Consider the following 22707-nt stretch of genomic DNA (forward strand, 5'->3'; position numbering starts at 1 on the left):
TTATCGTGACTCGGCCGCGAAGGAGACGTGATGAGGACCGACACCAAACCGCGCATAACGATACGCTACTGCACCCAGTGCAACTGGTTGCTGCGGGCTGGATGGATGGCGCAGGAGATCCTGCAAACCTTCGCCTTGGATATCGGCGAAGTGAGCCTTGTCCCCTCGACCGGCGGCGTGTTCGAGATCGGGGTGGACGGTACCATTATATGGGAACGTAAACGTGACGGCGGTTTTCCCGGCCCAAAAGAGCTCAAACAGAGAATCCGCGACATCATCGACCCGGACCGAGACCTCGGTCATGTCGACAGGACGAAGCACGGAGGCCTCGACACCTGACCCGGCGACGGGTTTCAACAGCACCAGACAAGTTTTTTCCCTTTAAAATCAATGACCGTCATAAAAGTTCAAAAAGCCTGTTGACACCGGGCGGCTGCCCTCGTACATCGCTCTCCGTCGCCCAGATGGCGGAATTGGTAGACGCGCCAGCTTCAGGTGCTGGTACTCGCAAGGGTGTGGAGGTTCGAGTCCTCTTCTGGGCACCATTCCATTTTTGATCTTAGCCAGATCAAATACTTAGACGAAAAAACAGCAACATTTGGCCCTCCTGCAGAACGCAGGGGTACATGTTGCGGTTTTTCGTTTTGCTGACGTCCAGCGCCAATCTTACCCTTAGGAAAGATGCAGATGACGAGCCGAGGCTCACGCCTTCACGTCATCCAATACGGCGGCTCGATCATTCGCATTTGAGGCGGACCAAGCCTTGTTAAGGTTGGGCGTCCTTGTCGCCACTGTTTTGCGAATGCTGCTCACAATTGGGCGTGCAGGAAAGAACGGTTCGCTCCGTCTGGCGGAAAACACGGACCGTATTGCCTTCATCAATGGAGACGAGAATCCGCTCATCGACGATTGGATTCCCTTCGGCGTCGAGAAGTACGAGATTTGTCGTGCCGAAACTGCGGCCTGTCAGAACGATCGTGGTGGCGTCGGCAACCGTGGCATCGGCAACTTTCGAGTTGCCGACGATAACCTTGCTGACAGGACGGTCGAGACGGAGGACGCGGGCGTGATTCATCGAGACGCGCAATATGTCTTCCTGGGCAAAACCGGGCTGGAACGCCCCTCCCAGAATGACCGACAAGCCGACCACAATTTTCGTCAGTTTTCCGGATGACACGCTTTTGCCCTTGCTCACTAACCAGCAGTTTACCGCGTCAAAGAATGCGTGGTTTTAGTGAATGAAGCGTTAAGTGACGAAAATGCACGATTAAAGCGATAACCATGCGCATCTCAAGTCATTCCCCACTGCCGCAAACCCGCACCAAAAATGAACATATATGTCTCATCTATAGCGCGCTCTTCTTAAAACAGGAAACAGCTTGCAGCGGAATATATTCGTTTTCCAGCAAATATAAAAATACAGTCAATACTTTTTATATTTGTTTACCAAGAGAAACTCAACAGGACGTTTACTTTGGATTAATCCTTTTTTTTAAGTGCTTGGAAATTGCTCGGCGGTAGTTTGAACGCAACCGAACAACGGAGAACAGTTGTCGGCGTGCTGAACCAAACAAGAGTTAGGAGATACTCATGACCAAGATTTTCGCTCGTTTCCTCAAGGACGAATCCGGCGCCACGGCAATTGAATACGGCCTGATCGCCGCGCTTATTTCCGTTGCAATCATCGGCGGCGCTTCGGCCGTTGGTACGAAGCTCAACGCTTTCTTCCAGGCTCTCTCCGAGAGAATCGATGCCAACAAGCCTGCTACGACGAACTAAGCGCCACTGAATCAGAAGTGGACACGCCGCCCTTGAGGCGGCGTGTCTTTTTATAGATACCTTCGATGGAGTAGCTGCCGTGAAAAGCAGCACGAGGAGACGGTCGTGGTAGTCGCTGCAATTTTCCTGATATTGCCTTTTTGCCTCGCTTTTGCTGCTCTGAATGATCTCTTCAGCATGACGATACCGAACAGGATAACACTTTTCCTGCTATCGTCTTTTGTGGTCATCGCCCCTTTTTCCGGAATGGACTGGCATACTTTTGCCATGAGCCTCGCGGCCGCCGCTATTGTATTTTTTGCCTGTTTTGCGCTTTTCGCCGCCAATGTCATGGGTGGAGGAGATGCCAAGCTTCTGACGGCCGCTGCCGTGTGGTACGGCTTCAACATCTCCCTCATAGAATTTCTGCTCGCAGTGACCTTCATCGGCGGTGTGTTGACACTTGGCATCCTGCTTTTGCGGTCGCGCTCACAGGAAATAATGACGATAGGCATTCCTATCCCAGATTCACTGATGGTGGCAAAGAAGATCCCCTATGGGATCGGTATCGCCATTGCCGGACTTCTGACATACGGTGAAGCACCGCTGGTAAAGGCCGCCATCGCCGGTCTTCTTTGAATGAATTACTTCAAGGACCGAAATTAAAGGCTCGTTAACCACAAACCCAAGTATAATATTAACCATAATTATACCAATGACGCGCCATCCTGACGGGAGAAGAATCTGATTCCCTCAAGGATCGAGCATGAAACCGTCGCGTATCGTCATTCTCTCCGTTGCCCTGGTTGCAGCCGGCCTTGCCGGTCTTGTCGCCATGCAGATTTCCGGTGCAAAACAGGTTATCGAAAAGGCGGAAACGATCATCCAGAAAGAGCCGACGGTCAACGTTCTCGTTTCCTCGGTCAATTTACCCGTCGGCAGCCGTCTGAATGACAGCTCGGTGCGCTGGACGCCCTGGCCGCAGGGCAATGTCGTCGACAGCTTCATAACCGAAGCCAAAAACCCCAACGCAATCACCGAACTCACCGGCGCCGTCGTGCGGTTGCCCCTGTTCGAGGGGGAACCGGTGCGGCCGGAAAAAGTCGTCGATTCCAGTACCCGCATCATGTCATCGCTTCTGCCGGCAGGAAAACGCGCCGTCGCCACGGAAATTTCCGTTTCAACCGGCGCGGGCGGCTTCGTACTGCCCAATGACCGTGTCGACGTCATCATGGTTCGCAAGGGTGAGAACGGAAACTTCCTGACCGAGAATGTTTTGAACAATGTCCGGGTTCTCGCGATCGACCAGCAGATCAAGGAAGGCGAAGACGGGATTTCCGCCGTCGTGGGCGCAACGGCCACACTGGAACTGACGCCTGAGCAGGCGAAGATCATAACGGTGGCGCAGCAGATGGCGGATCGCCTCACTCTCGCCCTGCGCTCGATCGCCGATGCACAGGAAAACGACACGCTTTCGGCGGGCTATCTTCTCAACGGTGGCTCCGGCCAACCGGAAATTCAGGTGATCAAATCCGGTTCAATCGTCAAGGGCAATCAGGGAGCATCACAATGACCGGGGGGTTCATGGCAAAGCGCGTTAAAAAACACCTGCGTTCATCGATGCTGGGCGGACTTGCATTCTGCGTGGCTTTTTCAGGCATTCCAGGCCCGCATTCGCCCGAATTTCTGCGTCTCGGCGAGGCCGCGGCACAAAGCGCCAGCATCGTGCGCATCACCGAGAGTGGCTCGGGCGTTCGCAAACGCCTGAAACTCGGCCTCAACAAGGCTTTGGTCATCGACCTGCCCGAGGACGCCCATGATATTCTCGTTGCTGACCCCAGCCTTGCCGATGCCGTGACCCGCACGTCGAGACGAATCTATCTCTTCGGAAAAACGGTGGGGCAGACCAATATTTTCATTTTCGGCGATAGTGGCCGTGAAATCGTCAGCCTCGATCTCGAGGTGGAGCGCGATATCGTCGGACTGGAGACCAATATTCGCCGCTTTATTCCCGACTCCGACATCAAGGTCGAAATTGTTTCAGACAATATCGTTTTGACGGGAACGGTTCGTACACCGCAGGACTCGGCACGGGCGGTACAGCTTGCCGAAGCCTTTCTGAAGGGTGGTGAAGCCACCACCCGTAACATATCGCTGACAGGTGGCGACAATGGCGGAGACGCCGCAATTTTTGCCGAAAACCGCCAGGTATCGCAAATCGTCAATATGCTGACGATCGAAGGCGAAGATCAGGTAACGCTGAAGGTTACCGTCGCCGAGGTCAGCCGGCAGGTGCTGAAACAGCTGGGTTTCAATGGCTCCATCAGCAGTTCGACAAGCAATAACGGCTTCGAATTCGCAAATCCGTCCAATCTTGGAAATGCAATCAGCGGCGCCTCGCGGATCGCCAGCGGCGCGATCGGTTCCGGTTCGCTCAACTTTGCCACCTATCTCAATGCCATGGAGCAGGCCGGTGTCGTACGCACGCTGGCCGAACCCAGCCTCACCGCCATTTCCGGCGAGCAGGCAAAGTTCTATGTCGGGGGCGATTTCCGTCTGCCTGCGGAACAGGAAGTCACCATCGACAAGGATACGGGCCAGCAGACCATAACGCGCACGACCGACACGGTCGACTACGGCATAACCTTGAATTTCCGGCCGGTGGTGCTTTCGCCAGGACGGATCAGCCTCAAGATCGAGACCAATGTTTCCGAGCCTACCTATGAAGGTAACGTGGTAACCGGAAATGCAGGCCGGAACATCCCAGGTTCGACTTATATGTCGATCCGCAAGCGCGAGACCTCGACAACCGTCGAACTCCCATCGGGCGGCTCGATCGTCATCGCCGGCTTGGTCCAGGATAATATCCGCCAGGCCATGTCGGGGCTTCCGGGCATTTCAAAGGTTCCGATCTTCGGTACGCTTTTCCGCAGCAAGGACTTCATCCGCAACGAAACGGAACTGGTCATCATCGCGACGCCCTATCTGGTGCGGCCAGTCGCGCGCAACCAGATTGCCCGCCCGGATGACAATTTCAATCCTGAAAATGATGCCGCCATGTATTTCATGAACCGCGTCAACAAGGTCTATGGCCGCAAGGATCAGGTTCAAGCAGCTCCCTATCAGGGATCAGTGGGGTTCATCTACAAATGACGACACGCGCACGAAACCGCCTCTTCAGAACAGGCCTCCTCAGGGCAGGAAACAGCATGCGGGAAACATCCTCCTCTTCTTCCCTGGGGCGCGCCGGTCTCGTCGCCATGGTTGCGCTCACCGCCGGCCTTCTGCAAGGCTGTGCGCGCGATCCGCTCACGACCAACGCCATTCCCGACGATTACCGGACCCGCCATCCGATCACCCTGTCGGAAGCGGAACATTCGCTTGATATCCCGGTTTCGGCAGGCGATAGCCGTCTCACCACGGCGATGGCGGACAATATACGTGGTTTCGCCCAGAATTATGCGTCGATGTCGACGGGTGTCATCAACATCCAGATGCCATCGGGATCAGCCAATTCGGCAAGCGCCGCTAGAATGGCGAAACAGATCCGCACTACGCTGTCCGGCGCCGGCGTCGCACCCGGCAAGATCATGGAGACACGTTATGCGGCTTCGCCGAACGGCGACTCCGCCCCCATCCGACTGAGCTATGTCGCTATTACCGCCATGACCGGGCAATGCGGTCAATGGCCAGAGGACCTTTCGGACAACACCTTTGCCAACAAGAACTGGTACAATTTCGGGTGCGCTTCGCAAAGCAATCTCGCGGCTCAGGTCGCCAATCCGATGGATCTGGTCGGCCCGCGCGGCATGAGCCCCATCGATGCCGAGCGCCGCGCAGTGGTTATCGATACGTATCGTAACGGCAAGAACACGGCCACCGCAAACTGATGCGGTCCCAACAATTGTCACGGCAGGAAAGACGATGAGCGCTGTAGAATACGACATCAAGTCAAGCGACGGAGCAGACACCCTGCAGCCGGTGCGCACCTCCGATATGGACCGCCTGCGGCCCCTGCCCCGCATCTCCATCCACGCCTTCTGCGTCAGCGACAACATGCAGGGCGTCATGGACGCATTGTCCGGTGACAGGCGCATGAGCAAGGTAACATTGCGGGTGACGAAGGGTGACATCAACGCTGCGGCCACGATGTTCTCTGCCTCGCCTACGCCAAATCTCATCATTCTGGAGACGGCAAGCGCGCCGGCTTCGCTGCTGGATGACCTTGCTCCTCTCGCGGAGGTTTGCGATCCCTCAACCCGTGTCATCATTGTCGGCCGCCACAATGACATAACATTGTATCGCGACCTCATCCGCAACGGTATTTCGGAATATCTGGTCGCCCCGGTCAACATGGCCGATCTTCTGGGTTCGATCGCCGCGATCTTCGTCGATCCCGAAGCGGAGCCGCTTGGCCGCAACATCGCCTTCATCGGCGCCAAAGGTGGGGTTGGGTCCTCGACGGTCGCACATAATTGCGCCTTCGGCATCTCGACCCTGTTTTCGACGGAAACCATTCTCGCCGACATGGATCTGGCTTATGGCACAGCCAATATCGATTTCGATCAGGATCCGGCCCAGGGCATGGCGGAAGCGGTTTTCTCGCCGGAGCGGCTGGATGAGGTATTTCTCGACCGCCTTTTGACGAAATGCTCCGATCACCTATCGCTGCTCGCGGCACCGTCGCTTCTTGACCGGACTTACGATCTAGACCGCCAGGCCTTTCTGCCGATCCTTGAGGTTTTGCAGCGTAGCGCCCCCGTCGCCGTCCTCGACCTTCCCCACCAATGGTGCGACTGGACAAGGGCTGTGCTTGCGGAAGCGGATGAGGTCGTCATCACCGCGGTTCCGGATCTTGCGAATCTTCGCAACACGAAGAACCTGTTCGACGCGCTGATAAAACTGCGCCCCAACGATAAATTGCCGCATCTCATCCTCAACCAGGTGGGCATGCCGAAGCGACCCGAAATCGCTCCGGCGGATTTTTTCGACCCGCTGGAAATCGAGCCGATTGCGATCATTCCATTCGAGGCGCAATTGTTTGGAAACGCCGCAAACAGCGGACGCATGATTAGCGAAATGGATGAAAAATCCCAGATCGCAGAAACCTTCTCGCAAATTGCCCATACCATCACCGGTCGCACGGTGCTGCGCAAAAGCCGGCGCGGCGGTCTGGACAGACTTAAGAATATTCTCAAGCGCAAGTAGGGATTCCCTCCGCGCCTATTGACGGAAACGCCGATGTTCGGAAAACGCGGGGCCGAGGGCCCAGCCAGAAGCACGAAGCCGGATCCCGTCGCACCTGTCCCCATGCAGGTGGCGGCGCCCGAGCCGCGCTCTCTCTCCATCGACACGCTCGAGCCGGGCCAATCACCCGTAGCGCGACAGATGGCGGTCACGCAGCCGGCGCAAAAAAAGCGCGCCCGCACGGAGGATTATTACAATACCAAGAGCCAGGTATTTTCCGCGCTCATCGATACGATCGACCTTTCGCAGCTCGCCAAACTTGATGCGGAGAGCGCGCGCGAGGAAATTCGCGATATCGTCAACGACATCATCACGATCAAGAATTTCGCAATGTCGATTGCCGAGCAGGAAGAACTGCTTGAAGACATCTGCAATGACGTTCTCGGTTATGGGCCGCTTGAGCCCCTTCTTGCCCGCGACGACATCGCCGATATCATGGTCAATGGTTCTGGCCAGACCTTCATCGAAGTCGGCGGCAAGACCATCGAATCCGACATCCGCTTCCGCGACAACGCGCAATTGCTTTCCATCTGCCAGCGCATCGTCAGCCAGGTGGGCCGACGCGTGGATGAATCGAGCCCCATATGCGACGCCCGCCTGCCGGACGGCTCGCGCGTCAACGTCATCGCGCCGCCGCTCGCCATCGACGGCCCCGCGCTGACAATCCGAAAATTCAAGAAGGACAAGCTTACGCTCGACCAGCTCGTGCGTTTCGGTGCGATCACACCCGAAGGCGCGACACTGCTCAAGATCATCGGTCGTGTCCGCTGCAACGTCGTCATCTCGGGCGGCACCGGCTCCGGCAAGACCACGCTTCTCAATTGCCTGACGAGCTTCATCGACAGGGATGAGCGCGTCATTACCTGCGAAGACACCGCCGAACTGCAGCTGCAGCAACCGCATGTCGTCAGACTCGAAACGCGGCCTCCGAACATCGAAGGGGAAGGTGAGATCACGATGAGGGATCTCGTCAAGAACTGCCTTCGCATGCGGCCGGAACGCATCATCGTCGGCGAAGTGCGCGGACCGGAGGTATTCGACCTGCTCCAGGCGATGAATACCGGCCATGACGGTTCAATGGGAACGCTGCACGCCAATACACCACGCGAGTGCCTCAGCCGCATCGAATCCATGATCGCCATGGGCGGCTTCACCCTGCCGGCCAAAACCGTGCGTGAAATCATCTCGGGATCGATCGATGTCGTCATTCAGGCGCAGCGCCTGCGTGATGGTTCACGCCGGATAACCCAGATCACGGAAGTGATCGGCATGGAAGGCGACGTGATCGTCACTCAGGATTTGATGCGATACGAAATCGAAGGTGAGGATGCCAACGGCAAACTGATCGGCAGACATGTATCGACGGGCATCAGCAAACCCCATTTCTGGGACCGTGCACGCTATTATGGCGAGGAAAAACGCCTGGCCGCCGCGCTCGATGAAATGGAAAAGACCTCCTAAGGGAAAGCGACCGCCATGGACCCGACAATCCTCCTATTGGCCGCACTCGTCGCCGTTTCGGCGGGCGCGCTCGCTTACGCTTTTCTTTTCCAGCAGATAGAGGTCGAAAAAAAGACCACCAGCCGCTTCAAGCGGGTCCAGGCCGCGGAGACGGACCACACCAACATCAAAGCCGCACGTGACCGCGTGCATGAGCTCAGCAAACGCCGCAAATCCATGCAGGACAACCTGCGGGAAATGGAGAAAAAACAAAATGAGAGGGCAAAAAAGGCCAAAAATGTCGGTTTGCGCGAAAAGCTCGTTCAGGCGGGGCTGACGCTGTCCCTGCGACAGTTTCAGCTGCTGAGCGTCGGCGCGGCTGGCTTTGCCACCCTCATCGCACTTCTTTATGGCCTGTCATTGCTTATCGCCCTACCGATAGGCGCCGTTATCGCGCTGGGGCTGCCGCGCTGGGCACTGGCGTTCCTCCTCAAGCGCCGGCAGAAAAAATTCCTCGAAGAGTTTCCCAACGCACTTGATGTCATGTGTCGCTCGATCAAATCCGGCTTGCCGTTGAACGACGCGGTGCGATTGATCGCATCTGACGGCCAGGAGCCGGTGAAAACGGAGTTCCAGCGGGTTGTCGACGCGCAGCAGGTCGGCATCGGCATACCCCAGGCGATCGAGCGCATGATGCTGACAATGCCGCTTTTCGAAGTAAGCTTTTTCAGCACCGTCATCAACATTCAGGCGCAGGCCGGCGGCAACCTCTCCGAAGCGCTGTCGAACCTTTCAAAAGTTCTGCGCGACCGCAAGAAGATGCGTGCCAAGGTGAATGCACTTTCGATGGAGGCAAAGGCGTCAGCGGTCATCATCGGCTCGCTGCCCTTTGTCGTCATGATGCTGGTGCACTTTACCTCGCCGGAATATCTATCGGTGCTTTTTACCGATATTCGCGGCCATATCATTCTTGGGGCGTCAGCCGTCTGGATGTTGATCGGGATATTCATCATGCGCCAAATGATCAATTTCGATATTTGAGGGCGCAGAATGAGCGGGAGTTTTCTTTCGAGCCTCACCAATCCGCAAACGATCGTCGCCGTTTTGGTGACGCTGGCGGTTTTCGCCACCCTTTATACGCTCATCATGCCGGTTTTCGAGCGGAAGGATTTCGCCAAACGCATGAAAGCCGTGTCGTCGGAACGGGATCTCATCCGCAGCCGCGAGCGCGAGCGGCTTGCGACCGTTACCAGGGAAGGCAAAACCTCCTTGCGCGGCAACAATAACAAGTCCGCCCGGCGCATCGTGGAGAAATTCAACCTCCAGGAAGCGCTTGCGGACAAGAACACGATGAACAAGCTGCGGGCAGCAGGGCTTCGTTCCCAAAACGCGTTCAACACGTTTCTCGCCGCCCGCTTCATCCTGCCTTTCATTTTTCTGGCCGTAGCCTTCACCTGGATCTTCGTGCTCGGCAATCTCTCCGACAAAGCCTTCATCGTCCGGCTGATGGCTGTGTTACTGTTCGGCTATATCGGTTTCTATGCTCCCAATATTTATGTGTCGAACCGCATGAACAAACGGCAGGCGTCGATCAAGAAAGCCTGGCCGGATGCGCTCGACCTCATGCTGATCTGCATCGAATCCGGCGTGTCCATGGAGGCCGCGATGCGCCGCGTGGCAGAGGAAATGGGTGAGCAGTCACCCGAACTGGCTGAAGAAATGATGCTGACGACGGCGGAACTGTCGTTCCTGCAGGACCGGCGGGTCGCTCTCGAGAATTTCGGCACGCGAACACAGCTCGAAGCCGTGAAAAGCGTCGTGCAAGCGCTTATTCAGGCGGAACGTTACGGAACGCCGCTCGCTCAGGCGCTGCGCGTTCTCGCACAGGAAGGCCGCGACGAACGCATGAACGAAGCGGAGAAAAAAGCGGCTGCACTGCCGCCGAAGCTGACCGTGCCGATGATTGTATTTTTCCTGCCGGTCCTCATCGCCGTCATTCTAGGCCCTGCCATCATCCGCGTGCTGGACACGTTCTGAAAAACATACCGCCCGAATTTCGCGGCGACGCGTCAAGTTCCGGATATAAGGACGCGGCATCGCGCGAAGCATCAGCCCGCCGGCTTTCCGTCTTTTTTTGCGAGCTGCTGCCAGGAATTTTGCTGGGACAGCATTGCCCGCAGATAAGTCAGGTTTGCCTGGGCCTGCTGCGGCGAGAGTTCCTGTACCGCAATGCGCTCTGCTTCGGCGAAGCGACCCTGGAGGCCGACAACGAGCGCGAGGTTCTGGCGAACGCGGCTGTCGGCGCCAGGCTGGGCGATGGCCGATTGCAGGTAGGTTTCGGCAGTGCGCGGATCGCTCGAGAGCACATAGGACATGCCGAGATTTGAAAGCACGCTCGAATCGTTCGGCTTCAGGTCAAGCGCCTGCCGATAGCGGGAGCGGGCTTCGCTCGAACGTCCAAGCTGGTCAAGCACCGCGCCTTCGGCCGAGTAGAGGCGCCAATCGGGTCGATCAGGTGTCTGCGCCCGCTGGATGGTTGAAAGCGCCTGCTCCAGCTGTCCCGCAGCCGCCTGTGCCTTGCCATACGCGGCAAGCACGTCGCGGTCGGCGGGATTGGCGATGGCTATCTGCTGCATGACTGCAAGAGCCTGCGTGTTCTTGCCGGTCATCATCAAGACGCTGGCATAATTCATGCCCACCGACTTGTCCTTGGGATTGCGTTCATAGGCTTTGCCGGCAGTTTCTTCCGCCTGGCGAAGCTGGTCCATGTTCATGTGATCATAGGAGCGCGCGGCGGCGGGAATGGAGCCGGTAGACATCCGGTCCGGTTTGTTGGTGCTTGCACATCCAGAAACCGCAAGAACCAATGCTGCAAAACACGCGCCCCGCAGCAACCCTGTCCGGCCTGTCTCAGCCAAAGAAAAAGCAGTCATGGCAGCGCCCTCGCCCAAGAATGATAAATCTTGCGCCCGACAAACGACAGACTCACATGACGCAACTTTCGCTTAAGCAATAATCTGTTAACCCTAACAGAGCGTTAATCGCACCGATTCTCGACATTTACGGAAGCATATAATGGCGCCCTATCAGTTCATCGAACGCCCGACCCCTTTCAGCTCAAAGGCAGGCAGTACACTGCCGGTTTTCGCAGTCACGCCCGCCCACATCGAGCAGGGCGCCATTGACCCCGTCGCTCTGGACTGGGCAAAGAAAGCAGGGTTCAAGGCCGAGGCCGGTGCCATCCTGCTCGTTCCCTCTGCCGATGGTTCGCTCGGCGGCGTGCTTCTCGGCCTTGGCGGCAATCCCTCTGAAATCCCGTTCATCACCGGCAAACTCGCCCGCGAACTGCCTGAAGGCGAGTGGCACATCGAGACCGCACCACTGACGGCCAATCGCCTCGCTCTCGGTTTCGGCCTCGGCAGCTACCGCTTCGACAAATACAAGACCACCAAAACCAGCGGGGCCAAGCTGCTCATTCCCCAGGATGCCGAAGACGGCGAGATCAAGCGCATTCTCGCGGGCGTCTTCCTCGCGCGCGATCTCATCAATGTGCCTGCCAACGACATGGGACCGGATGAGCTGGAGATCGCTTTCCGGGGCCTTGCCGCCCATTACAAGGCGAAGGTGAAGGTGACCACCGGCGACGACCTGCTGAAGGAAAACTTCCCCCTCATCCACGCCGTCGGCCGCGCCAGCGAAAGCGCACCACGCCTTCTGGAAATGAACTGGGGTAAAAAGGGTAATCCGCGTCTGACGCTTGTTGGCAAGGGCGTGTGCTTCGACACCGGCGGTCTCGATATAAAACCCGCAGCGTCCATGGCCCTGATGAAGAAGGACATGGGCGGCGCGGCCAATGTCCTTGGCCTGGCGCTGATGATCATGGACGCGAAGCTGCCGGTCGACCTGCGCGTCCTCGTGCCCGCCGTCGAAAACTCCATCTCTTCCAACGCCTTTCGTCCCGGCGACATTTACCGGAGCCGCAAGGGGCTGACGGTGCAGATCGACAATACCGATGCGGAAGGCCGCCTCGTTCTGGCGGACGCTCTGGCCTATGCCGATGAGGACGCGCCAGACCTGATGATCGACATGGCAACATTGACCGGCGCCGCCCGCGTCGCGCTCGGTCCCGATCTGCCGCCCTTCTACACTGACGACGACGATCTGGCCCACGACATCGCTGAAGCCAGCATCGATACCGACGATCCGCTGTGGCGCATGCCGCTCTATATGGGATACGACAAGGACATTCGCTCGCGCGCGGCCGATATCACCAATGCGCCTTCCGGCGGCATGGGCGGGTCGATCACCGCCGCGCTGTTTCTCAAGCGTTTCGTGACCAACACACGGCGCTGGGCGCATTTCGATATTTACGGCTGGTCGCTGAGTGAAAGGCACCACTCATCGATCGGTGGAGAAGCGCAGGGTATTCGCGCCCTCTTCCATTATATCGCACATCAGTTCACGAAATAGCGGCTTTAGGGGTGCTTCGTCGACCGGAGCGCCCCGCTTTGATCAAACCAGAACCTTCTGTTCCTTGTGATCTTCCTGGCCGAAGAATTTCAGGTAACGCTCCACTTCGGCCGGTTCACCGGTTGCTTTTTGCGGATTGTCCGAGAGTTTCACAGCCGGCCGGCCATTGGCATCGCTGACCTTGCAGACGATGGAGATCGGCTTGAGGCTGGCGATGGTTTTTGGCGCGCAGCCAGCAAAATCATTTGTGAGGTTGGTGCCCCAGCCGAAGCTCATGCGAACGCGGCCTTCGAAATGCCTGTAAGTGTCGATGATGGCATCGACATCGAGGCCATCGGAGAAGATCAGCATCTTCTTGCGCGGGTCGCGACCCATCTTCTGCCACCACTCGATGATCTTCTCGCCACCCTCGATCGGCGGTGCGCTGTCCGGGCGGAAACCCGTCCAGTCAGCCACCCATTCCGGCGCATTGCGCAGAAACGCCGCCGTGCCGAAGGCGTCGGGCAGAACAATCAGCAGGTTGCCACCATAAAGCCGGTTCCAGTCCTTCAGAACCTGATAGGGCGCGGCAGCCAGTTCCTCATCAGTCTGCGCCAGCGCCGCGACCACCATCGGCAGTTCATGCGCGTTCGTCCCGACGGCTTCAAGGTCCGAATCCATGGCGAGCAGCACGTTGCTCGTACCGGTAAAGGCCGGCCCGATGCCTTCCTTCAACGCCTCGACGCACCAGCGCTGCCACAGAAAGCTATGGCGGCGGCGGGTGCCGAAATCGGAAATGCGCAGGCCCGGCAGTTCCCGCAGCCGCTCAACCTTCTCCCACATCTTGGCCTTTGCGCGGGCATAGAGAACATCCAGCGTAAAATAACCGAGCGAGCGCATGGCGCTACGCGAACGCAACTCGTTGATGATGGCGAGCGCCGGGATTTCCCAGAGCGTCGTGTCCATCCAGCGGCCGTGGAAATTCAGCTCGTACTGCCCGTCGCGCTTGAAAAGCTCATATTCCGGCAGCTGATAGCTTGATAGCCAGGAGAGAAATTCCGGCTCGAAAATCTGCGAGCGGCCGTAAAACGTGTTACCCGCAAGCCAGATATTCTCTTTTTTGGAAAGACGCAGCGTACGCGCATGATCGAGCTGTTCGCGCAGCTCCATCTCGTCGATCTCCTCGGCCAGCCGCACCGTCTTGGTGCGGTTGATCAGCGAAAACGTCGCGTCGACTTCCGGATAAAGCTTCCAGATCATCTGCAACATCAACAGCTTGTAGAAATCCGTATCGATCAGGCTGCGGACGATCGGGTCAAGTTTCCAGGTATGATTGTGTACACGGGTGGCTATATCGGTCTTCGTCATACTTGCATTCCCCAGTATCGGCCAAAGGTCAGAATAGCCGATGTCAATCCGCACCCTGGCAGGTATCAACCCGTCATGCGGAAGATTTATCTGAAAAAGCGACAACAAGTCCAGAGCACCGGCCCGGCAAATGCCTCACCAGCCCGCCCGCGCGTTGATTTCCCGGCAACCTCATTATCGTTTTCAGCCAGGGGCTACGGGCACGCCGCGTCAGAAAGTCGGATCAACGGGATTGATGCCGGGGTACCAATCCTTGGAAACGGGGTTACGTCCGCCAAAGCTGGAAATACCGTTTTCATCGGTGCAGCGGTAACCCTGGACGGGAAGTCCGCGACTGCCGAAGACGGTCCGGTAGGGCCCACGTGAATATCCGGTACTTCCCAGTTCGCTATGGCAGTTATAACGGACCTTGGGTTGGAGCGTTCGAGGGTCTTTTACACCGGGCAGGTTGGCATAGGCGTCGGGTGCCGGGGCAAAACCGTTCTGGAACACCGTCTGGGCCTCTGCCGAAGTGCTCAATAGGACCGCCGCGAGGATCGCTGCCAATCGTGCCGCCGTTCTTGTCTTCATCAGTGTCCGTCCCGTACCATTATTGACAGCATGTAGGCCGGCGACGGCTGTCGCACAAAGGGCAAGACGGGAACAATTTCGTGAAGCGCTCCCTCAGTCCTCCATGCGACGGAACGCCGTCGGCTTTTCATAAAGCCAACCGATGCGCTCAATGGCTGCAGCGAGATTTTCGCGCGCGACATTCATGGTATGGCCGTTGGCGTGCAGCAGCGTTTCCTCATTTTCCATCAGCCCGACATGGCCTTTCCAGAAAACCAGATCGCCGCGCCGCAACTCGTCCCGCTCTATTTCCACACCGAGCGATTTCACCTGCATGTCGGTATCGCGCAGCACCCGCCGGCCTGCCATCGCCATGGAAATCTGTACGAGGCCTGAACAATCGATACCAAAGCCGGAGCGACCGCCCCACAGATAGGGGGTTTCGATGAAGCGCAACGCCACCGCGACATAGTCGTCGTCAGGGGCAGCATCGACGGTCCGGCAGTGGGCGGCAATGACGCCTTCGCCATTTTCGGTCATGAGATACCGGGTGCCACGGGTCTCCTCTTCACCGACGATCCGGATCAGGCTGCCCATGGACAGCGCCGCCACCGGTGGCTTGCGCAGTTCGGCCGAAGGATAAACAAAGGTACGGGGAGCAACGATACGGTGAGTGGCCGCGACGACATCACCAATGGCCGTTTCCGGCACGTAACCCGCATAACCATCCGCATCCGCCTGCACCCAGGCCCAGCCGTTCGCCCTGTCGAAAACGCGCAGGGTCTCGCCGAACAGCAGTTCGGTATCGATACCGGCGACAAGGTCCGGCGTGGGCCGCAGGCCGATGACAGGTACCACGACCTGTGCGGCAGATCCGCTGACGAAACGATCGGCCTGCACCGCCCCTTGCAGTTTTTCGTCGGCGAGATCGGAGCGGAAGACATTCAGGCGGCGGTCGAGCATCATGGGGTTCACGTCCAGAGGTTAGATATGACGAGCCTGATCAATAATCAGATCGCCGAATTTTTCCAGATAAAGCGCACCTGCGACGGTGCGCTTTATCACGACATTGCGCCTGTCCCGCTCATCCCGGGCCCGGTCAACCAGCCCTAGCGCGCCGAGACTGTCGAGCGCGCGGGTGATGACCGGCTTGGTCACGCCCAGCAGGCCGGCGAGGCCGCGCACGGTATGCGGCGGCGGCACAAGATAAATCTGCAGCAGGATGGCCGTCTGACGCAAGGTCAAATCGGGCGCATCGGCCGTGACCTGCGCCATCGAGACGCGATGCCAGAGCCCGAGGGCGGCCGTGGGCGAAAGTTCTGCAGGCAAGCCGATAAACCTTCCAGTCGTTGTCCTATCGTTTTCATGCAACAGCGCGAAAAACTCAAGAACCATCCCCACAAACAGAACCGCCGCACGGCGCAGATCCGAAAGATCGCGCGGCGCGGCGGTAATTGTTGACCCATTTTTGGGCCATATGTCCCCTCTGGACTTGCAAGATGAGATGCAGAAATCGTGCCAGTTTTGCTGCGCCGCACAACTATATTTTAAATCAGGGACTTAATGGATAAATGACGCGCGCGGCGAAGGCGTTTGCAAGGCGTAAATGGCGATAAAAAGAGGCAAGAACGAACTCAATGCTTAAAAACTGTCTCCCGCCGTGACGGCGGAAGACAGGGGTATTGTGGATCAAATCTCTGCGCCGCGTGCGGCATCGACTGCATCGGCATTCTGCTGCCGATTATAGCGGATCGACGACCAGAGCGAGATACCGATCAGGGTTGCGCCGCCAAGGCCCGTGATGACTTCAGGTATATGCACCATGGTCTGCACATACATGATGACCGACAGGATCAGGATCGCATAAAAGGCGCCGTGCTCCAGATAGCGATATTCGGCAAGCGTTCCTTTCTCGACCAGCATGATTGTCATCGAGCGCACGTACATGGCGCCGATGCCGAGGCCGATGGCGATGATGAACAGGTTCTGCGTCAGCGCGAAGGCACCGATCACGCCATCGAAAGAGAAGCTGGCGTCAAGCACTTCGAGATAAAGAAACGCACCGAAACCGCCCTTTGCTGCGCCTTCCAGCATTTCCTGGCTACGATCGAGAATGCCGCCGACAACTTCTACCAGCAGGAAGGTCAAGAGACCCCAGATCGCCGAATGGAAGAACGTGTTGGCCGCGACCGGACCGAGTTCCGGGTTGTCGCTGGCGCCGATGATGCGCGAAAAGATCAGCATGACGACAAGCACGAAGGCGATCTCGATGCCCTTGACGGAGGAATAGGTCGCAGCCTTTTCCTCGATCCAGCGCACCCAATGCACGTCCTTTTCATGGTCAAAGAAGAAGTTGAGACCGACCATCATCAGGAAGGTGCCGCCGAAAGCCGCAATCGGCAGATGGGCGTCCTGCATGATTTCCGCATAACGTTCCGGCTGGGTTGCCGCCATGACGATGGCCGTCCAGGGACCGACATTGGCGGCGACGACAACGATCAGCAGCGGGAAGACGATACGCATGCCGAAAACGGCAATGAGAATGCCCCATGTCAGGAAGCGGTGCTGCCAGACCGGCGTCATGTCCTTCAGCTTGTTCGCGTTGACGATGGCGTTATCGAAAGAAAGCGAGATTTCCAGCACCGCCAGAACGACGCAGATGAAGAAGATCGTCGCGGTACCGCCAACCGTACCGGTCATTTCCCAGCCAAGATAGCCGCCGAGGATGAGACCGACGATGGTGACGATAAAAGCCCACTTGAAGTAGGAGAGCGTGGTTTTCTGGGCAGCGCTCATGTCCGGTCACCGTTCATTACGAGGACGGTTGCAGACTGACGCGGGGCGTCAGGCCGCACGCAGAAAGCACGCGCGCGAAGCACATTCAGGTTTTTCATAGTTTTTAATCCGCCGGCGAATTTTGCAGGCGGTACCGACATCACGAGAGCGCCGTAAAACTCTCGCCAGAGGGGCCCGGCACCTTTGTTTCCTCTGCCCTTGCGAGACAAATCATCGCAGGGCCCCTTCTTACTCCCTGAAGATCACGCCTTCGTCAAGTCCCGTGATCGCAACCAGAGATCAAACCTGCTCTGCGGCCAGATCTTCGGCGGTTTCGCGACGGCGTTTGAGCGTATTTTCGCGAAAGAAGATGTAAAGGCCCGAAAGAACAATCAGGCCCGCGCCGACCACGATACTTGTCTGGGGCACATCGCCGAAGAACAGCCATCCAAAAATGACCGCCCAGAGCAGCAGCGTATATTGCAGCGGCGCAACTGTTGCAGCATCGGCAAGTTTAAGCGCCCGATTGACCAGCACATGCGCCGCCATGGCGACGACGCCGAGCAGGCCGAGGAAGGCAAGATCAAAACCGGATTGCACCGGCAGCCATCCTGATGGCGTGACGAGCACGGCGACAATGCCCGCAAGCGCAGCCCCGATGATCTGCCAGAAGGCGAGCACCGTGTCGGGCGTATTGCGCAGCTGGCGGCCGGACAACATCATGAATGCAAAGGCAGCGCTGCCGAGGATAGAAAAGAGTGCAGCGGAGGTGAGGCTTGCCGAGCTCGGCTTGAGCGCGATGAGAACGCCGACAAAACCGATGCCAATGGCCGTCCATCTACGCCAGCCGACCTTTTCTCCGAGCAGAAACGGGGAGAGCGCAGCCACGTAAATCGGCGCCGCGAGCCAATAGGTCATGACGTCCGCCAGGGGCAGCGCCGCGACCGCGAAATAGAAACAGAAAAGCTCGGCCGTGGAGAAAAAGACGCGCGCCGCCTGAAGGCCGGGCCGCTCGATTTTCACGAGGCCGGAGAGGCCGGCTCTCCAGACGATCGGAACAAGGATGACCAGCGCCGCGGCGCTTCGGATAAGGATCACCTGGCCCTGGCTGTAGGTCGATACGAGCCATTTTCCCATGGCGTCGTTCAACGCAAACAGCAGCATTCCAAGCAGCATCACGGCCACGCCGAGGCCCGTCGGCGAAAGCTTTTTTATCATAGTCGACATGTCAGTTCCGATCTCCCAATGGTTGCATTGGTCGTCCAACCAGCCGTCCTTTGTCAAGTCCAGAACGGACGGGTTTGCACAATTAATAGTACTATTACGCCGGGGCTTCGGATATCAGGTGAAGATGCGTCGTTCTTCGGCCACGAGTTCCTGGAGAAAATTGACCACCGTGCGGACACGGACCAACTGGCGAGCGGATTCGTGATAAGCCGTCCAATAGGACCGGCTGATGGTGAGATGCGGGATGATCCGTATAAGTTCGGGATATTGGCCCGCGATGTAATTGTGCAGGATGCCGATCCCTGCACCGGATCGTACTGCCTCCGTCTGGCCGGTAGCGCTTGAGATTTCAAAGGCGGCGTCCCAGTCACGCATGATTTCGCCGGTGAAGTTCAGCGAAGGCGAAAAGATCAGGTCCTCCACGTAACCGATCCGCCGGTGGCGTTTCAGTGCCTCGACATCATCAGGCGTTCCGTAGTCAGCCAGATAATTCGCCGAGGCATAGAGGCCGAGTGAATAATCGGTGAGCTTGGAAAACATCAGCCTGCCCTGTTCCGGCCTTTCGATAGTGATGGCGATATCAGCCTCACGTTGCGACAGCGAAAAGGAACGCGGCACCGGAACGAGCTGGATTTTCAGATCGGGATAACGCGCCGTCAGTCTGCCAAGCCTTGGCGCGAGGAAGGATACGCCGAGGCCGTCCGGCGCGCCGATGCGCACCGTTCCCGCAACCGCCGTATCGACGCGACCGAGATTGGCCTGGGCATTCAGCATTTCAGTTTCCATGCGCTCCGCACTCGCAAGAAGCCGCTGACCCTCCTCCGTCAGTTCGCAGCCATTGGTGCTGCGCAGGAAGAGCTGGGTGCCGATGGCGGCTTCCAGCGCGGAAACCCGGCGGCTGAGAGTGGCATGGTTCACACCGAGCTTTCTGGCCGCGGAAAGAAACTGGCCGCTTCGCGCCACGCTCAGGAACAAACGTACATCATCCCAGTTCATGCCACGTTCCTTGTGTCTATTTTTGCACAATTGATGCTTATTTCAGGCGATTGATTTGTGCAAATCGAAAGGCAATGCTGCGCCATCACATTCTGGAGGAACACCATGAAGGAAATTGGTCATTTCATTAATGGCAAACATGTGCCGGGCACCAGCGGCCGCACATCGAATGTCTACAATCCGGCCACGGGCGAAGTTCAGGCTACGGTCGCGCTTGCCAGCGACGCCGAACTGCGCACGGCTGTCGAAAGCGCCAAGGCGGCACAGCCGAAATGGGCTGCGACCAATCCGCAGCGTCGTGCCCGCGTTTTCTTCAAGTTCGTCGAACTTCTGAACCGAGACATGAACGAGTTGGCGGTGCTGCTCTCCAGCGAGCACGGCAAGACCGTCGAAGATTCCAAGGGCGATATCGTCCGCGGACTTGAAGTCTGCGAATTCGTCTGCGGCATTCCGCATCTGCAGAAGGGTGAGTTCACCGAAGGCGCGGGCCCGGCCATCGACATGTATTCGATCCGCCAGCCGGTCGGCATCGGCGCAGGCATCACCCCGTTCAACTTCCCCGGCATGATCCCGATGTGGATGTTCGCCCCGGCGATCGCCTGCGGCAACGCCTTCATCCTCAAGCCTTCCGAGCGCGACCCGTCGCTGCCGATCCGCCTCGCGGAACTGATGATCGAAGCCGGTCTTCCGGCCGGCATCCTGAACGTCGTCAACGGCGACAAGGGTGCCGTCGACGCCATCCTCACCGATCCCGATATCGGCGCGGTTTCCTTCGTCGGCTCGACGCCGATCGCCCGTTACGTCTATGGCACCGCTGCCATGAACGGCAAGCGCGCGCAGTGCTTCGGCGGCGCGAAGAACCACATGATCATCATGCCGGACGCCGATCTCGATCAGGCCGTGAACGCGCTGATGGGCGCCGGTTACGGTTCGGCCGGGGAGCGCTGCATGGCTGTTTCCGTTGCAGTTCCTGTCGGAGAAGAGACGGCAAACCGTCTCGTTGAAAAGCTCATTCCGCAGATCGAGGCACTGAAGATCGGTCCTTACACCGACGACAAGGCCGATATGGGCCCGCTTGTCACCAAGGAAGCCCAGACGCGCGTCAAGGGCCTGATCGACAGCGGCGTGGAACAGGGCGCAAAGCTCCTGGTCGACGGCCGCGACTTCAAGCTGCAGGGCTATGAAGACGGCTATTTTGTCGGCGGCTGCCTGTTCGACCACGTCACCCCTGACATGGACATCTACAAGACGGAAATCTTCGGACCGGTTCTGTCGGTCGTTCGTGCCAAGAACTACGAAGAGGCGCTGGAACTGCCTATGAAGCATGAATATGGCAACGGCGTCGCCATCTTCACCCGCGACGGCGATGCAGCCCGCGATTTCGCAAGCCGCGTCAATATCGGCATGATCGGCATCAACGTTCCGATCCCGGTTCCGCTCGCCTACCATTCCTTCGGCGGCTGGAAGGCTTCGAGCTTCGGCGACCTCAACCAGCACGGCACGGATTCGATCAAGTTCTGGACGAAGACCAAGACCATCACCTCGCGCTGGCCGTCTGGCATCAAGTCGGGTGCCGAATTCGTCATGCCGACGATGAAATAAGCCGCAAGCAGGCAATACAAAAAAGCCCCGCTGTTTTGCAGCGGGGCTTTTTTGACTGGAATTCATCCGTCCTGGAAGCAGGGCCTGAGATCAGTTGGTCGGGCCGTCATTAAAGCCCACTTCGTCCACCAGTTCGGATGCCTGCTTGCGATGGGCGGCGATGTCCGTCAGCGGCAACCTGTCCGGATTGATGGGGCCGAAGCCCTTCACCACATCCGACGGCTCGGCGCCGGGCAGCACCGGATATTCGAAGACCTGCCTGGCGTAGATTTCCTGTGCCTCGCGCGATGCCAGGAATTCCATGAGTTTCAGGGCATTGTCCTTGTTGGGGGCGTATTTCGTCAGGGCCATGCCGGAAATATTCACATGCGTGCCGCGGTCGCCCGCATTGGGAAAGATGACCCGCACGGAACCCGCCCATTCCTTTTCTTCCGGCTCGCGGTCATTTGTCAGCATCAGGCCGACATAATAGGTGTTGCCAAGGGCAATATCACACTCGCCGGAAAAGATTGATTTCGCCTGGCTGCGGTCGGTTCCATCAGGTTTGCGGGCAAGGTTGTTCTTCAGGCCGGCAAGCCAGGTGCGGGTATAATCGACACCATGATGTGCAATCATTGAGGCGATCAGCGCAATATTATAGGAATGCTGGCCGTCGCGAATGCAGATCCTGCCCTTCCATTTCGGATCCGCCAGTTCCTCATAGGTGATATCCTTCTGGCTCACCCGCTCCTTCGAGGCATAGACAACCCGGCCGCGTGTCGTCAGGCCGAACCATTCGCCCTCGGGATCACGCAGATTGGCGGGGATATCCTTTTCGATGACGGGATCGTTGAGAACAGGCTGCGTGACACCGCCCTCCTTGGCCTCGACCAGACGGGCGATATCGACCGTCAACAGCACATCGGCCGGCGAATTGACGCCTTCTGCCTGGATGCGTTCCACCAGTCCCTTGTCGAGAAAAAGAACATTCGTCTCTATTCCCGTTTCCTTGGTAAAGGCGTCGAGCAGCGGCTGGATCAATTCAGGCTGGCGATAGGAATAGACATTAACCTCTCCCTCTGCCCAGGCTTTGGGTGCGCAGGAAAGGATCATCATCCCTGAAAAAACGGCAGCGGAAAAATATGATTTCAAGCTTGCCATTGTGAATGCCTCCATTACATTCCGATTCTTGACTTGTTTGTTCATGAATCATGAAGGCGGTCAACAAGGCTGTGTGAGAAATCTCGGATGGATGCCAGTTTTTTCGGTTTCTGGAATTGTTCTAAACTGAAAAAGAGACTATATAACTCCACATTG

Annotated in this window: 22 protein-coding genes and 1 tRNA gene; 13 read left to right on the forward strand and 10 right to left on the reverse strand. The window is 57.7% G+C overall.

The genetic code is table 11. From position 1 onward, the window contains the following. The first annotated feature begins 30 nt into the window (after positions 1 to 30). Both BLU28_RS03790 and BLU28_RS03795 read left to right on the forward strand, forming a co-directional pair. Positions 31 to 339 carry an Rdx family protein gene (locus BLU28_RS03790; protein ID WP_035206598.1) on the forward strand — a complete coding sequence of 103 codons (309 nt, stop codon included), beginning with the start codon at positions 31 to 33 and terminating at the stop codon, positions 337 to 339. A gap of 119 nt (positions 340 to 458) precedes the next feature. Beyond that, positions 459 to 545: transfer RNA gene (locus BLU28_RS03795), tRNA-Leu, on the forward strand. Positions 546 to 766: 221 nt separating this feature from the next. Here the strand turns inward: BLU28_RS03795 and BLU28_RS03800 are convergent. Continuing rightward, positions 767 to 1177 carry a pilus assembly protein N-terminal domain-containing protein gene (locus BLU28_RS03800; protein WP_004439310.1) on the reverse strand — a complete coding sequence of 137 codons (411 nt, stop codon included), beginning with the start codon at positions 1175 to 1177 and terminating at the stop codon, positions 767 to 769. A gap of 413 nt (positions 1178 to 1590) precedes the next feature. Here BLU28_RS03800 and BLU28_RS03810 point away from each other — a divergent pair, with 413 nt between their 5' ends. The 9 genes from BLU28_RS03810 (at position 1591) to BLU28_RS03850 (ending at position 10482) form a co-directional block, all read left to right on the forward strand. Continuing rightward, the gene (locus BLU28_RS03810) at positions 1591 to 1779 is read left to right on the forward strand and encodes a Flp family type IVb pilin (RefSeq protein ID WP_006699752.1); all 189 of its coding nucleotides are present in this window, start codon (positions 1591 to 1593) and stop codon (positions 1777 to 1779) included. Between the two features lie 105 nt (positions 1780 to 1884). After that, entirely contained in the window at positions 1885 to 2397 is a 513-nt protein-coding gene (locus tag BLU28_RS03815; protein WP_035206595.1) for an A24 family peptidase, read from the forward strand. A 127-nt stretch (positions 2398 to 2524) separates the two neighbouring features. After that, complete coding sequence (cpaB, locus tag BLU28_RS03820; RefSeq protein WP_006699754.1) at positions 2525 to 3331, forward strand: Flp pilus assembly protein CpaB; 807 nt, start codon at positions 2525 to 2527, stop codon at positions 3329 to 3331. Beyond that, positions 3328 to 4911, forward strand: a complete 1584-nt coding sequence (locus BLU28_RS03825; protein WP_006699755.1) for a type II and III secretion system protein family protein — start codon at positions 3328 to 3330, stop codon at positions 4909 to 4911. Before cpaB ends, BLU28_RS03825 begins: the two co-directional genes overlap by 4 nt. 56 nt (positions 4912 to 4967) lie before the next feature. Then, positions 4968 to 5648: a CpaD family pilus assembly protein gene (locus tag BLU28_RS03830; RefSeq protein WP_004439305.1), complete on the forward strand. Its 681-nt coding sequence runs from the start codon at positions 4968 to 4970 to the stop codon at positions 5646 to 5648. A gap of 34 nt (positions 5649 to 5682) precedes the next feature. Further along, complete coding sequence (locus BLU28_RS03835) at positions 5683 to 6966, forward strand: CpaE/TadZ family protein (protein ID WP_060942482.1); 1284 nt, start codon at positions 5683 to 5685, stop codon at positions 6964 to 6966. 33 nt (positions 6967 to 6999) lie between these two features. Continuing rightward, positions 7000 to 8466, forward strand: coding sequence for a TadA family conjugal transfer-associated ATPase (locus tag BLU28_RS03840; protein WP_035206587.1), 1467 nt, complete (start codon positions 7000 to 7002; stop codon positions 8464 to 8466). Between the two features lie 15 nt (positions 8467 to 8481). Continuing rightward, positions 8482 to 9486 (forward strand): type II secretion system F family protein, encoded by a 1005-nt coding sequence (locus tag BLU28_RS03845; protein ID WP_004439301.1) that lies wholly within the window; start codon positions 8482 to 8484, stop codon positions 9484 to 9486. A 9-nt stretch (positions 9487 to 9495) separates the two neighbouring features. Further along, positions 9496 to 10482 (forward strand): type II secretion system F family protein, encoded by a 987-nt coding sequence (locus BLU28_RS03850; protein ID WP_004439300.1) that lies wholly within the window; start codon positions 9496 to 9498, stop codon positions 10480 to 10482. Positions 10483 to 10553: 71 nt separating this feature from the next. Here BLU28_RS03850 and BLU28_RS03855 read toward each other — a convergent pair whose 3' ends face one another. Continuing rightward, the gene (locus BLU28_RS03855; protein ID WP_175477658.1) at positions 10554 to 11264 is read right to left on the reverse strand and encodes a tetratricopeptide repeat protein; all 711 of its coding nucleotides are present in this window, start codon (positions 11262 to 11264) and stop codon (positions 10554 to 10556) included. A gap of 256 nt (positions 11265 to 11520) precedes the next feature. Here BLU28_RS03855 and BLU28_RS03860 point away from each other — a divergent pair, with 256 nt between their 5' ends. Then, positions 11521 to 12915: a leucyl aminopeptidase family protein gene (locus BLU28_RS03860; RefSeq protein WP_022555424.1), complete on the forward strand. Its 1395-nt coding sequence runs from the start codon at positions 11521 to 11523 to the stop codon at positions 12913 to 12915. Positions 12916 to 12957: 42 nt separating this feature from the next. On the opposite strand, the gene pncB is transcribed toward BLU28_RS03860, so the two are convergent. From pncB to BLU28_RS03895, 7 genes are all read right to left on the reverse strand, one after another. After that, on the reverse strand, positions 12958 to 14262 hold the full coding sequence (gene pncB, locus BLU28_RS03865) for a nicotinate phosphoribosyltransferase (RefSeq protein WP_004439297.1): 1305 nt from the start codon (positions 14260 to 14262) through the stop codon (positions 12958 to 12960). A 210-nt stretch (positions 14263 to 14472) separates the two neighbouring features. After that, complete coding sequence (locus BLU28_RS03870; RefSeq protein ID WP_072493832.1) at positions 14473 to 14832, reverse strand: hypothetical protein; 360 nt, start codon at positions 14830 to 14832, stop codon at positions 14473 to 14475. A gap of 93 nt (positions 14833 to 14925) precedes the next feature. Continuing rightward, a complete protein-coding gene (locus BLU28_RS03875) occupies positions 14926 to 15777 on the reverse strand; it encodes a C40 family peptidase (RefSeq protein WP_077986552.1) in 852 nt (283 codons plus the stop codon). A gap of 18 nt (positions 15778 to 15795) precedes the next feature. After that, on the reverse strand, positions 15796 to 16140 hold the full coding sequence (locus tag BLU28_RS03880) for a MarR family transcriptional regulator (RefSeq protein WP_022555421.1): 345 nt from the start codon (positions 16138 to 16140) through the stop codon (positions 15796 to 15798). Positions 16141 to 16500: 360 nt separating this feature from the next. After that, entirely contained in the window at positions 16501 to 17607 is a 1107-nt protein-coding gene (locus tag BLU28_RS03885; protein WP_004439293.1) for a DUF475 domain-containing protein, read from the reverse strand. Between the two features lie 279 nt (positions 17608 to 17886). Next, positions 17887 to 18804, reverse strand: a complete 918-nt coding sequence (locus tag BLU28_RS03890) for a DMT family transporter (protein WP_006699764.1) — start codon at positions 18802 to 18804, stop codon at positions 17887 to 17889. A 123-nt stretch (positions 18805 to 18927) separates the two neighbouring features. Further along, positions 18928 to 19809, reverse strand: a complete 882-nt coding sequence (locus BLU28_RS03895; RefSeq protein ID WP_004439288.1) for a LysR family transcriptional regulator — start codon at positions 19807 to 19809, stop codon at positions 18928 to 18930. Positions 19810 to 19914: 105 nt separating this feature from the next. Between BLU28_RS03895 and BLU28_RS03900 the strand changes: the two genes are divergently transcribed. After that, the gene (locus BLU28_RS03900; protein ID WP_077986551.1) at positions 19915 to 21411 is read left to right on the forward strand and encodes a CoA-acylating methylmalonate-semialdehyde dehydrogenase; all 1497 of its coding nucleotides are present in this window, start codon (positions 19915 to 19917) and stop codon (positions 21409 to 21411) included. Positions 21412 to 21501: 90 nt separating this feature from the next. On the opposite strand, the gene BLU28_RS03905 is transcribed toward BLU28_RS03900, so the two are convergent. Continuing rightward, positions 21502 to 22551, reverse strand: coding sequence for a Fe(3+) ABC transporter substrate-binding protein (locus tag BLU28_RS03905; protein WP_052114182.1), 1050 nt, complete (start codon positions 22549 to 22551; stop codon positions 21502 to 21504). Between the last annotated feature and the right edge of the window lie 156 nt (positions 22552 to 22707).

The organism is Agrobacterium pusense (assembly GCF_900102105.1).
Taxonomy (GTDB): domain Bacteria; phylum Pseudomonadota; class Alphaproteobacteria; order Rhizobiales; family Rhizobiaceae; genus Agrobacterium; species Agrobacterium pusense.